Below are 11,998 nucleotides of genomic sequence, written 5' to 3' on the forward strand. Positions count from 1 at the left end.
GGGATATTACTCCGCTGCGACCTTAGTTTCGGGGTAAAGCGCTGCCTTGAAGGGGCCAAGGCCCGTGCGGCGGTAGGTGTCGATGAACGCCTCACCCTCGTCCGTGCGCAGATCCAGATAGGTGTCGACGATCCGCTCGATGGCCGGCACGACCTCGTCCGCCGAGAAGCCGGGGCCCACCCGGTCGCCCACGGCCGCCGTTTCAGTGTGATCGCCGCCCAGCGTGATCTGGTAGTTCTCCACACCCGCCCGGTCGAGGCCGAGGATGCCGATATGGCCCACATGGTGGTGTCCGCAGGCGTTGATGCAGCCCGAGATCTTGATCTTCAGCTGGCCGATATCGTGCTCGCGCTTGAGGTCGTTAAATGCCGTTGCAATCTCTTGCGCAATCGGGATCGACCGGGCGGTCGCCAGCGCGCAGTAGTCCATGCCAGGGCAAGCGATGATGTCGCTGATCAGGCCAATGTTGGCGGTCGCCAGCCCTTCAGCCTGCAGGGCCGAATAGATCGACGGCAGCGACGCCTTGTGCACATGCGGCAGGATCACGTTCTGCTCGTGGCTGATGCGGATCTCGTCATAGCCGTAGGTCTCGGCCAGGTTCGCAATCAGGCGCATCTGCGCAGCCGACGCATCACCCGGCGTTGCCCCGTGTTTCTTCAGGCTGATGGTGACGATGGCGTGGTCCGCATCGCGGTGCTCGGTCACATTGGTGTCGGTCCAGGCGCGGAAGGCGGGGTAGGTCTCCAGCGCGCGGGTGTAGGGGGCCGTGTCCGCCTGCACGAACGCGGGTGGGGCAAAGTGGCCTTCGATCTCGCGCAGCATCTGTACATCCACACCCGAAAACGCCTCGCGCGTCTCGACAAAACGGTCCTCGACCAGGCGGCGGATTTCGTCGATGCCGTGCTCGTGCACCGTGATCTTGATCCGCGCCTTGTACTTGTTGTCGCGCCGCCCGATCTGGTTCCATACGCTGACAACGGCTTCAAGGTAGGGCAGCAGGTCCGCTTCGGGCAGGAAGTCGTTGATCACCTTGCCAATCATGGGTGTCCGACCAAGGCCGCCACCGACGATGATCTCATAGCCCTTGGCACCATCCCGCTCGACCATGCGGATGCCGATGTCATGCGCCTTCGTTACCGCACGGTCATTCGGGGACCCGGTAATCGCAATCTTGAACTTGCGCGGCATGAACTGGAATTCCGGGTGATCCGTGGACCACTGGCGCAGCAATTCAGCCACCGGGCGCGGATCGGCAATCTCGTCCGCCGCAGCCCCCGCAAAATGGTCTGCCGTCACGTTGCGGATCGTGTTGCCGGAGGTCTGGATGGCGTGCATCCCCGCCTCGGCCAGCGCGTCCAGCATATCGGGCACGTCTTTCAACGCAGGCCAGTTGTACTGGATGTTCTGGCGCGTGGTGAAGTGGCCATAGCCCTTGTCCCACCGCTCTGCGATGTCGGCCAGCTTGCGCATCTTGGCACCAGACAGCGTGCCATAGGGGATCGCCACGCGCAGCATATAGGCGTGCAATTGCAGGTACAGGCCGTTCATCAGGCGCAACGGCTTGAACTCGTCCTCGGTCAACGCGCCGGAGATGCGGCGTTCTACCTGCTGACGGAACTGCGCGTTCCGCTCGGCCAGAAAGGCGGTGTCGAACTCGGAATAGCTGTACATCACACATGCTCCACTTGCTTGCCATGGGCGTAGTTGGAAGGCCCCGTCGCGCGGAAGTCCTCGCGGAAATGGGTGGGCGCGGGCACGCCATCGGTCACGGTCACATCGGCCAGATAGGCGCCCACAACTTCGTCTGTTTGTTGCGAGGCTTCGATCAGGCGCAGGTCGGCATCGGCCTCGTCGGTCAGCACTTCGGCCTCATCCAGCCGCCGTGTCCAGCCGGTTGCGGTTTGATAGATCACGTCGCCGGCCAGAAGGTGATTGGCGGTGACAACTTTGGGTGTGAACGCCTTGGGCATCAGTGCGCCTCCTGAATTTGGTCGTGCATGTGGGGCATTGGGATCTCGGGAAGGGCGGCCAGTGCGGCACGGGGTGCAAGGCCAATGAAGGTCAGGGCAGGGCCGCCAAGACCGGCCTCGGTCAAGGTCGGCTCCATCTCGGCCACGGTGGTGGACAGAACCTGCTGATCCGCGCGGCTGGCGTTTTCGACAAAGGTCACGGGCGTCGCCGGATCAATGCCGTGCATCATCAGGCGGCCTTGGATGAAACGGGCGGATTTCTTGCCCATGTAGATGGCAGCGACCTCGCCGGGCTGCGCCAGCGCCTTCCAGTCGTGATCGGCAAAGCCGCGCGTGTCGTGACCGGTCAGGAAGCGCACGGAAGAGTTCCGGCCTCGGCGCGTCAGCGATTGACCAATCGACGCCACAGCGGCAGAGGCCGCCGTGATGCCCGGCACGATGTGATAGTCCAAGCCCGCCTCGGTCACAGCCTCGATTTCCTCATCCAGACGGCCAAAGACGGTGGCATCGCCGGATTTCAAACGCACCACTTGCGCGCCTTTCAACCCATGTTCCACGATCAGGTCATTGATGGTCTCTTGCGGGGTCGAGGGGCCAAAGGCCTCCTTGCCCACATCAATCATGGTCGCCTCGCGGCGCGCCAGTTCCAGAATTTCCTTGGAAATCAGGCGGTCAAAGATCACCACATCCGCCTCATCCAACGCCTTGCGGGCTTTCAGGGTCAGCAGTTCCGGATCGCCAGGACCCGCGCCGACAAAGGCCACATGACCCTTGCGCGTGTCCTTCATCAAGTGATCGGCCAGCAGGTCATCCAGGGCGGGCTGAATGGCGCCTTCGCCTGCAGCAAACGCCGTGGGACCGGCATTGAAATAGTAATCGCGCCAGAAATCGCGGCGCGCGCGGCCAAAGGGCAGGGCATCGGCGGCCTTGCGGAAGGCCTTGCCGATGCGGGCCAGCGTGCCCAGCGACGTTGGCAGGCGTTCTTCCAGATCGGCCTTGATGGCGCGGGCCAGCACAGGTGCTGCCCCTTCGGTGCCGATAGCAACGGTGACAGGATCGCGGTCCACGATGGCGGGGGTGATGAACTGGCTGTCGGCCAGATTGTCGACGATATTGACCAGCGCGCCGTCCGCATGGGCGATGGCGGCGGTGCGCTTATCCTCTGCCGCATCCTCGTCGGCGGCATAGAACAGGGCGGCGCACATCGCATCGCCCGGCTCCATCGCCCGTTCGATCAGGCGCAGCTTGCCACTCTCGGCCCATGCCTTGATCTGGTCATCAGCGGCTGACGCAAAGACAGAGATATGTGCCGTTGTCTTCATCAGCAGCCGCAGCTTCGCCAGCGCCGCATCGCCACCGCCCGACAGCACGATCCGCCGTCCTTCGGTGTTCAGGAAGATGGGGAAATGGTTCATCTGTGCCTCGATCCTCGAAAACTGACCCTTAATATAGGAAATTGTCCCGCTTTGACGCTAGACAGCGGCGCAGATAAGGATGATTGTTCTGCCTGTGTGCAGGTGCAGAACGCCTGTTTCCCGATTTGGAGGGCTTTGGAATGTCTGTTCGCATCGACGACGTGGATCGCAAAATTCTGGCCGAGCTGCAGCGCGACGCCAGCCAGTCCCTGGACGATATCGCCAAGGCGGTGGGGTCCTCGAAGACGCCCGTATGGAACCGGATTCGCAAACTTCGCGATGCGGGCGTGGTCGGTCAGCAGACTGTTGTGCTCGATGCCGAAGCCCTGGGGTTCGAGGCCTGTTTCTTTGTCCTGATCCGCACGTCTGAGCACGAGGCCGACTGGCAGGCCCGCTTTCTGAAGGCGCTGCGGGACAGGCCCGAGGTGCAGGAGGCGCACAGGCTCGCAGGCGACATCGATTACATCCTGAAGGTCCGCGTGAAGAACGCCCGCGCCTATGATGCGTTTTATCAGGCGCTGATTTCGGAGGTGCGGGTGCACAACGTCACAGCGCTTTTGTCGATGGAAGAGATCAAGTCCACCACGATGCTGCCAATCGAGACGTGATCCAATTGCGCGCTACCGCGCATGTTTTATTCTGAAATCGGAAAGGCGACGCATTGCTTCCGGCGATGTGTTGTCTGATGGGTTCGGGTTTTCTGCTGAGAGGTCGTTTAGGGCGCGGTGCGTCCTAAACAGACCTGTTCGAGGGTGATGTGAGTCGCGCCCGCATCAAGGACAAGCGGCGCAAGCGCCGTCGCTGCGCGATCCTTGACCCGGTCCCGACTCACGGGCTGACGATCAGCCGGTCGAGTTTGTGGAAGTGGTAGCTGTCGGCGTAGGTCGGCTTTTCCACGATCTTGAGGTCAGGCATCGCCTCGAACAGCATCGGCAGTGCAATTTGCATCTCGAGCCTTGCCAGCGGCGCCCCAACGCAGAAATGCAGCCCTCCGCCAAACGCCACATGCGCATTCTTCTTGCGCGTCGGGTCAAACTGATCGGGCCGCTTGAACACCGCCGGATCCAGCCCGGCAGCCCCCAGCATCAGCGCAATCTCGTCGCCGGGGCCAAGGGCATGCCCACCGACCTCAATCGGCTCATACACATGCCGCGTAAACATATGCAGCGGCGGGTCAAACCGCATCACCTCTTCCACGCACCGCTCCGGATGTGCCAACGCCTCGGCAGAGCCATAGGCGACCAGCGCCTTCACCGCGTTGCCCAGCGAATGCACCGTCGCCTCGTGACCTGCATTCAATAGCAGCACGCACGTTCCGATCATCTCCTCCCGGCTCAGGGTCTCGCCCCCATCCTCCGCTGCAATCAGCTCGGTGATCAGGTCATCGCGCGGGTCACTGCGCCGCTCCTCGATATACCTCCGCAAAAACGCGGAAAACTCACCGGCGGCCGTGTTCGCCGCGTCCTCAATGGCGCGCGTGCGCCCTGCCTGATACATCGCCACCATCGCCCCGGACCAGCGCAACAGGTCCGGCCCCATCTGCTCCGGCACACCCAGCAGCCGCGCAATCACGCGCACCGGCACCAGCTGGCAATATGTCGGGATCAGGTCAAACGGCCCCTCCGGCAACCCAGCCAACACCTCCGAACAAATGCTGCGAATATCCCCCTCCAGCCCAGCAATCCGGCGCGACGTGAACGCATGCAGCACCAACCGCCGCAACCGCGTATGCTCGGGCGGCTCCAGCTCCAACAATGAATACCGCTCTACCGCATCAAACGCGGCGAGATGCGCGGGCGCCGCCCCACGCCGCGGCACGGCGCGGCCCAAGCGGCGATCGCGCAACAACGCATGCACGGTGGCATGATCAAACGCCGCATGCATCCCATAGTCCTGCCAATACAGCACCGGGCCCTCGGCCCGCGCGCGGTCATAAAACGCATAGGGATCCTGCACAAAGTCAGGCGCATGGGGGGACTGGATCAACATGGCCCCACATCTCTCAATCCGCACCCGGCTTGGCAAGCCCGAACACATGAAGATAGGGTGCGCGCGATGGGACATCTCAGACGGATCAGCGTCATTCTCGGCTTTGTTGCCCTCGTCGCGGCGGCAGCGGCAGGCGTGTGGCGTTACGGCTATTTCCAGGCGCTCGACCAATTGGCGCGGCAAGGGCAATCCGACCTCGCACTCGCCTCCGACCGGCTGACCGGGCAACTCCAACGCTACCGCGAACTGGCCGTGTTGGTGGCTGACCACCCGCAGGTCAGCGCAGCCCTCGCGGGCGAAGACATCACTCAAACCGAAATCCTCTTTCTCGACATTGCCGACAAAACGGCAGCACAAGACATCCGCTTGACAGACGCCACGGGCACCATCCTCGCCAGCGCACGGCCTGACCAACCGGGGCTCGACATTGCACCGCTGGTCGCACGCGCGGCCCAAGGCGCACTGGGGTGGGGCAACGGGCGCACGGCGCAAGGCACCCGCGTGTTTGCCTACGCCGCCCCCGTCTTCGATGCCCAAGCGCAAGTCAAAGGCACCGTGGTCGTCACCGCCGACCTCGCTGGCATCGAATGGGACTGGGTCGGCTCCAACCCGGCGGTCTTCTTCACCGACGCGCGCGACCGCGTTTTCATCACCAACCGCTCCGAAATCGTCTACTGGCAACGCTCCGAAACCGGCCCCGGCCTCACGCCCGCAGACGGCGCAGCACTGCCCTTCGACAGCTACCAACGCGGGCGGCACGAGGTCTGGCAACTGGGCTGGGGGCCGTACCTGCCGCAAAACGCGCTGCATCTTGTCCGCCCACTCCCCGTCATCGGCATGACGGGCGAGGCGCTGGTGGATGTGGCCCCGGCGCGCCGCCTTGCCACGCTTCAGGCCGCCGCCGTTGCCGGGCTCTGCCTCGCCTTTGGTGCACTGCTGTTTCTGGCCACCGAACGCCGCCGCACCTTGGCCGATGCCAACGCCCAGCTTGAGGCTCGCGTCACCGAACGCACCGCCGAACTCTCGGACACCAACGCAAGGCTGAGGCGCGAAGCCGAAGAACGCGAAGAGGCGCAAACCGCCCTCGCGCGCGCGCAGGCCGACCTTGTTCAGGCGGGCAAACTCTCTGCCTTGGGGCAGATGAGCGCGGGCCTCTCTCACGAGCTCAACCAACCCCTCATGGCAATCCAGACCTATGCCGACAACGCGGCAGCCTTTCTTGAGCGCGATAAACCAGAGCGCACCCAGGACAATCTGAGCCGCATCGCCGACATGGCCCGCCGCATGGGGCGCATCATCAAGAACCTGCGCGCCTTTGCCCGGCAGGAAAGCGAACCGGCCGTGCGGGTGGACCTGCGCACCGTGGTGCAAAGTGCTGTCGAACTCACCACCCCGCGCATCCGCAACGAAGACGTCGCGCTCACCCTCACGCTGCCCGATACGCCCATCTGGGTGTCAGGGGGCGAAGTGCGGCTGGGCCAGGTCTTCGTCAACCTGATCTCCAACGCCGTGGACGCCATGGCCGGGCAGGACACCCGCGCCCTCACGATCACGGTGGACCAAGCCTCCATCACCATTTCAGACACCGGCCCCGGGATCGAAACGCCCGACCGCGTGTTCGACCCGTTCTATTCCACCAAAGAGGTCGGCGCGTCCGAAGGGATGGGGCTGGGCCTGTCCATCTCCTATGGGATCATCCAGGGGTTCGGCGGCGAAATTCATGGGCAAAACGGCCCGCACGGCGCCATCTTCACCGTCACGCTACAGCCCTGGGCGCAAGAGGCCGCAGCATGACGACATGCGTCCTTCTGGTCGATGACGACGCCGCCGTGCGCGACGCGCTGGCGCAAACGCTGGAACTGGCCGATTATGAGCCGATCCCGGCGGGGTCGTTCATCGTCGCCAAAGACCACATCACCCGCGACTTTGACGGCGTGATCGTCTCGGACATCCGCATGCCCGGACGCGACGGCTTTCACCTGCTGGCCCATGCCCGCAAGGTCGACGCCGACCTGCCGGTGATCCTGCTCACGGGCGAAGGCGACATTCCCATGGCCGTGCAAGCCATGCGGGACGGCGCCTTCGGGTTCCTCGAAAAACCCTGCGCACCCAGAGACTTGCTGGACGTTCTTGAACGTGCTCTGAAAACCCGCGCTCTGGTGCTGGAAAACCGCCGCCTGCGCCAACTGGTCGAAAGCGGCGATCCGGCGGCTCGTATGCTCTTTGGCGAATCCGACCTCGCCGAAGGCTTGCGCGATCGCGTCCGCCTGCTGGCCCCGCTAGAGACCGAAGTGCTGGTCACAGGCGCGCCCGGCTGCGGCATCTCCAAAGTGGCCGAGGTGATCCACCTGTCGTCCCTGCGGTCCAAAGCCCCCTTCGTCAAATGCGCCGCCGCTGATCTGCGCCCGAACGCGCTGACCGATGCCATGGAGCGGGCCAAAAGCGGTAGCCTCTTTCTGGACGAAATCACGCAGCTTCCCCATGCCAGCCAACTGGCTCTGCTCGAAGCGCTTGAGGCGGGCACAGATCCCCGTCTGATCGCTGGCAGCACGCGCAATCTCGGGGCCGCAGTGGAAGACGGTGCGCTGAACGCCGATCTTTATTACAAGATCGAAATGTTCCCCATCCGCATCCCATCCTTGCGGGAACGGCCCGAGGATATCCCGATCCTGTTCCGCCACTACGTCGCTCAGGCGGCAGAGCAGGCGGGTCTAACCGCCCCCGAAGTCGCCCCCGATCACATGGCTGCCCTCATGGCACAGGACTGGCCCGGCAACGCCCGGTCCCTGATGAGCGCGGCCATGCGCTTTGTGCTGGGGATGCCCGAGGATGCGTCAAAAGCGGTCGATCTGGGGTTGGCCGAACAGATGGCGCGGGTCGAACGGTCCTTGCTTGTGGCCGCCTTGGGGCGTCAAAACGGACATGCTTCGGCGGCGGCAGAGGCCCTGAGGCTCCCGCGCAAGACCTTCTACGACAAGCTCAAGAAATACGGGATTCGAGCCGACGACTACCGACGCTAACACTGTGCGGAAATCCACACAGTGTTGCGCAGGTCGGTGCGGAATCTCGCACAGTCCGTCACATGTCAACATGTCTGAAACATAAGAAAAAGTCCGTAAGTCTCTGATAAGAATATATTATTCGAAAATGTAATCGCGTTACCAAATTCCTTACAAGCACCCCACCGTACGGTCTGGTTTTATCAAAATCATTGTCCCCGCGGGGACACATGAAAAACGTCCCCGCGGGGACGCATCAAAAACCAAAGATCTCTGGGAGGAGACAGACCATGAAATTCCTGACCGCCGCAGCCGTGGCGCTGACGCTTAGCGTGAGCGCGGGCGCCGTATCCGCAGCCTGTGACGATGGCGAGATCGTCATCAAGTTCAGCCACGTGACCAACACAGACCGTCACCCCAAGGGCATCGCCGCCACGCTGCTGCAAGACCGCGTGAACGAAGAAATGAACGGCACCGCCTGCATGGAAGTGTTCCCCAACTCCACGCTCTACAATGACGACCAAGTGCTCGAAGCGTTGCTGCAAGGCGACGTCCAAATGGCCGCCCCGTCACTGTCGAAGTTCGAGCAGTTCACCAAGCAATTCCGCATCTTCGACCTGCCGTTCATGTTCAAGGACATCGACGCGGTTGACGCCTTCCAGGCGTCCGAGACCGGTCAGGCGATGAAGGAATCCATGACCCGTCGCGGCCTGCTTGGTCTCGCGTTCTGGCACAACGGGATGAAGCAGATGTCGGCCAACACGCCGCTGATCTCACCCTCTGATGCCCAAGGTCTGAAGTTCCGCGTCCAGAACTCCGACGTGCTCAAAGCCCAGATGGCAGCCATCGGCGGCTCACCCCAGCCCATGGCGTTTTCGGAAGTCTATGGCGCGCTGCAAACGGGTGTTGTGGATGGTCAGGAAAACACATGGTCCAACATTTTCGGCCGCAAGTTCTTTGAAGTGCAGGACGGCATCACCGAAACCAACCACGGCATCATCGACTACCTCGTCGTGACCTCGACCGACTTCTGGGATGCGCTGGATGACGACGTCCGCGACCAGTTGGGCACAATCGTCAAGGAAGTGACCGAAACGCGCAACACCGAGGCTTTCACCGTGAACGAGGCCGCCAAACAGGCGATCATCGACGCGGGTGGCACCGTGCGCCAGCTGACGCCGGAACAGCGCGCCGAGTGGGTGTCCGTGATGAGCCCCGTGTGGGACCAGTTCAAGGATGACGTGGGCCAGGACAACATCGACGCGGCCCAAGCGTTCAACGCTGCCACCAACTAAGGCAGCGACCCGGCCCGGCGGCACGCGCTGCCGGGCCTTTTTTCCAATACAAACACTATCCCGAAAAGGGGGCAGGTCCATGTCATCAGGCTATGATCCGGGCACGGGTTTTTCCCGTGTGATCAACGAGATCGAAGAGACGGCCATCGCCTTGCTGCTGGCGGGTATGACCATCGTAACCTTCATCAACGTGGTGCTGCGCTACGGCTACAACACCGGCCTGATCTGGGGGCTCGAGCTGACGACGTTCCTGTTCGCCTGGCTCGTCCTTTTCGGCGTCACCTACACGGTCAAGATCACCGCCAATCTTGGCGTGGATGCCGTGATCAACCTGTTCTCCGCGCCCGTGCGCCGTGTCATCGCATTGATCGCCGGGGCCATCTGCATCGGCTACGCCTTCCTCGTCTTCAAAGGCGCGTGGGACTACTGGGCCAACTTCGCCAACCTGCCGCAGACCACCGGGCGCTGGTTCCCCACGGGGTTCGAAGAGATGAAGCGCTCATCCTTCCGCGGCTGGTACGAAACCGTCGATATCCCGCACCCCGCATGGCTCGACTGGATCGAGCCGCTGATGAACGAGGGCGAGGAATACGAGAAGATCCCGCGCTTCATTCCATACGCCATCCTGCCCTTTGGAATGGGGTTGCTCTTGTTCCGCTTCATCCAGGCGTTTGTCCGCATCTGGAAGGGCACCTCCACCAGCCTGATCGTCAGCCATGAGGCCGAAGACGCCGTCGAAGACGTCAAACACATGAACGCCGGGGACTGAGATCATGGAAGTTGCAATTCTCTTTGCCCTCGTCGTGGGGATGATGCTGATCGGGGTGCCGATTGCGATCAGCCTTGGCATGTCCTCAATCATCTTTTTGCTGGTGCTAAGCGACACGTCGCTCGCCTCCATCGCGCAGACGTTGTTTCAGGCGATGGCGGGGCACTACACGCTGCTGGCGATCCCGTTCTTCATCCTTGCCTCGACCTTCATGTCGACGGGCGGGGTGGCCAAGCGGATCATCCGGTTTTCCATCGCCGTTGTGGGCCACTATCCCGGTGGTCTGGCCATCGCGGGCGTGTTCGCCTGCATGATGTTTGCAGCCCTGTCCGGGTCCAGCCCTGCCACTGTGGTGGCCATCGGGTCCATCGTGATCGCGGGCATGAAACAGGTGGGTTATTCCAAGGATTTTGCCGCAGGTGTCATCGCCAACGCGGGCACGCTGGGCATCCTGATCCCGCCATCGATTGTGATGGTGGTCTATGCCTCGTCCGTTGATGTCTCCGTCGGGCGGATGTTCCTGGCGGGGGTCATTCCGGGCCTGCTCGCGGGCTTTATGTTGATGGTCACGATCTACGCCATTGCGAAGATCAAGAATCTGCCCAAGGGCGACTGGCTGGGCTGGGGGGAAGTGGGGGCCTCCGCCGCGGCCGCGTCGGGCGGTCTGTTTCTGATCATCATCATTCTGGGCGGCATTTACGGGGGTATCTTTACCCCGACAGAGGCCGCTGCGGTCGCCGCTGTCTACTCGTTCCTGATTGCCAGCTTCATCTACCGCGACATGGGGCCGTTTGCGAAGAACGCGCCTCGGGCGGGCAACTTCACCGGTATTACGTTGATGGGTGGATTGGCGATTGGCATCCTGATCTGGCTGTTGGCGGGTGGTCTGGACCTGACCACCTCTGTCCTCATCGGCTTTGCAGTGGCCGCCGTTGGTGCGGTTGCCGAACGGGTGATGCGCGGGCTTGATCTGAACCCGGTGTCCATTGCGTCCGACTTTGCCAAGATGCCGCTGGCGCTGGTGCACCGTGATACCAAGAACGCGTTTTTCGAGGCGGGCAAGCTGACTGTCACACTGATGTTCATCATCGCCAACGCATTGATCCTGAAGCATGTACTGACGGATGAGCAGATCCCGCAGCAGATTGCCTCCGCCATGCTGGACGCGGGCTTTGGCCCCGTGGTGTTCCTGATTATCGTGAACGTGATCCTGCTGATTGGCGGGCAGTTCATGGAGCCGTCGGGCCTGCTGGTGATCGTGGCTCCGCTTGTGTTCCCGATCGCCATCGAATTGGGGATCGACCCCATTCATCTGGGTATCATCATGGTGGTGAATATGGAGATCGGGATGATCACGCCGCCCGTGGGGTTGAACCTGTTCGTGACCTCTGGCGTGGCGGGCATGCCGATGATGCGGGTGGTGCGCGCAGCACTGCCGTTCCTGGCCGTGCTGTTCGTGTTCCTGATCATGGTGACCTATATCCCGGCCATCTCGATCTGGTTGCCGACGCTGATGATGGGACCTGAGGTAATCGTGCAATAACCTCGGGTGCGGCCAAGA

At 62.4% G+C, this 11,998-nt stretch carries 10 protein-coding genes; 6 read left to right on the forward strand and 4 right to left on the reverse strand.

Annotated elements, in window-relative coordinates:
- Positions 1-6: 6 nt before the first annotated feature.
- Genes Q1A32_RS20750 through cysG form a run of 3 tightly spaced genes read right to left on the reverse strand, consistent with a single transcriptional unit; the run spans position 7 to position 3,385 of the window.
- Complete coding sequence (locus Q1A32_RS20750) at positions 7-1,671, reverse strand: nitrite/sulfite reductase (protein ID WP_299657572.1); 1,665 nt, start codon at positions 1,669-1,671, stop codon at positions 7-9.
- Positions 1,671-1,970 (reverse strand): DUF2849 domain-containing protein, encoded by a 300-nt coding sequence (locus Q1A32_RS20755; RefSeq protein ID WP_299614300.1) that lies wholly within the window; start codon positions 1,968-1,970, stop codon positions 1,671-1,673. Before Q1A32_RS20755 ends, Q1A32_RS20750 begins: the two co-directional genes overlap by 1 nt.
- Positions 1,970-3,385, reverse strand: a complete 1,416-nt coding sequence (cysG, locus tag Q1A32_RS20760) for a siroheme synthase CysG (RefSeq protein ID WP_299657574.1) — start codon at positions 3,383-3,385, stop codon at positions 1,970-1,972. The genes Q1A32_RS20755 and cysG overlap by 1 nt, the downstream gene beginning before the upstream one ends.
- A 140-nt stretch (positions 3,386-3,525) precedes the next feature.
- Between cysG and Q1A32_RS20765 the strand changes: the two genes are divergently transcribed.
- A complete protein-coding gene (locus tag Q1A32_RS20765; RefSeq protein WP_299657576.1) occupies positions 3,526-3,993 on the forward strand; it encodes an Lrp/AsnC family transcriptional regulator in 468 nt (155 codons plus the stop codon).
- Positions 3,994-4,213: 220 nt separating this feature from the next.
- Here the strand turns inward: Q1A32_RS20765 and Q1A32_RS20770 are convergent, their stop codons facing one another.
- Complete coding sequence (locus tag Q1A32_RS20770; RefSeq protein ID WP_299657578.1) at positions 4,214-5,374, reverse strand: cytochrome P450; 1,161 nt, start codon at positions 5,372-5,374, stop codon at positions 4,214-4,216.
- A 66-nt stretch (positions 5,375-5,440) separates the two neighbouring features.
- Between Q1A32_RS20770 and Q1A32_RS20775 the strand changes: the two genes are divergently transcribed.
- The 5 genes from Q1A32_RS20775 (at position 5,441) to Q1A32_RS20795 (ending at position 11,980) form a co-directional block, all read left to right on the forward strand.
- Positions 5,441-7,168, forward strand: coding sequence for an ATP-binding protein (locus Q1A32_RS20775; RefSeq protein ID WP_299657580.1), 1,728 nt, complete (start codon positions 5,441-5,443; stop codon positions 7,166-7,168).
- Positions 7,165-8,394, forward strand: a complete 1,230-nt coding sequence (locus tag Q1A32_RS20780; protein ID WP_299657582.1) for a sigma-54 dependent transcriptional regulator — start codon at positions 7,165-7,167, stop codon at positions 8,392-8,394. The genes Q1A32_RS20775 and Q1A32_RS20780 overlap by 4 nt, the downstream gene beginning before the upstream one ends.
- A 269-nt stretch (positions 8,395-8,663) precedes the next feature.
- Positions 8,664-9,668, forward strand: a complete 1,005-nt coding sequence (locus tag Q1A32_RS20785; RefSeq protein ID WP_299614306.1) for a DctP family TRAP transporter solute-binding subunit — start codon at positions 8,664-8,666, stop codon at positions 9,666-9,668.
- Positions 9,669-9,747: 79 nt separating this feature from the next.
- A complete protein-coding gene (locus Q1A32_RS20790; RefSeq protein WP_299657584.1) occupies positions 9,748-10,437 on the forward strand; it encodes a TRAP transporter small permease in 690 nt (229 codons plus the stop codon).
- A 4-nt stretch (positions 10,438-10,441) separates the two neighbouring features.
- A complete protein-coding gene (locus Q1A32_RS20795) occupies positions 10,442-11,980 on the forward strand; it encodes a TRAP transporter large permease (RefSeq protein WP_299657586.1) in 1,539 nt (512 codons plus the stop codon).
- The last annotated feature ends 18 nt before the right edge of the window (positions 11,981-11,998 follow it).

Origin of the sequence: uncultured Tateyamaria sp. (assembly GCF_947503415.1) — a bacterium.
Classification (GTDB): Bacteria; Pseudomonadota; Alphaproteobacteria; order Rhodobacterales; family Rhodobacteraceae; genus Tateyamaria.

Bases quoted from the DNA above. Each gene is read 5' to 3' on its own strand.
- Q1A32_RS20775 (WP_299657580.1), top strand. From the start codon at position 5,441: ATGGGACATCTCAGACGGATCAGCGTCATTCTCGGCTTTGTTGCCCTC.
- Q1A32_RS20790 (WP_299657584.1), top strand. From the start codon at position 9,748: ATGTCATCAGGCTATGATCCGGGCACGGGTTTTTCCCGTGTGATCAAC.
- Q1A32_RS20795 (WP_299657586.1), top strand. From the start codon at position 10,442: ATGGAAGTTGCAATTCTCTTTGCCCTCGTCGTGGGGATGATGCTGATC.
- Q1A32_RS20765 (WP_299657576.1), top strand. From the start codon at position 3,526: ATGTCTGTTCGCATCGACGACGTGGATCGCAAAATTCTGGCCGAGCTG.
- Q1A32_RS20780 (WP_299657582.1), top strand. From the start codon at position 7,165: ATGACGACATGCGTCCTTCTGGTCGATGACGACGCCGCCGTGCGCGAC.
- cysG (WP_299657574.1), bottom strand. From the start codon at position 3,385: ATGAACCATTTCCCCATCTTCCTGAACACCGAAGGACGGCGGATCGTG.
- Q1A32_RS20755 (WP_299614300.1), bottom strand. From the start codon at position 1,970: ATGCCCAAGGCGTTCACACCCAAAGTTGTCACCGCCAATCACCTTCTG.
- Q1A32_RS20770 (WP_299657578.1), bottom strand. From the start codon at position 5,374: ATGTTGATCCAGTCCCCCCATGCGCCTGACTTTGTGCAGGATCCCTAT.
- Q1A32_RS20785 (WP_299614306.1), top strand. From the start codon at position 8,664: ATGAAATTCCTGACCGCCGCAGCCGTGGCGCTGACGCTTAGCGTGAGC.
- Q1A32_RS20750 (WP_299657572.1), bottom strand. From the start codon at position 1,671: ATGTACAGCTATTCCGAGTTCGACACCGCCTTTCTGGCCGAGCGGAAC.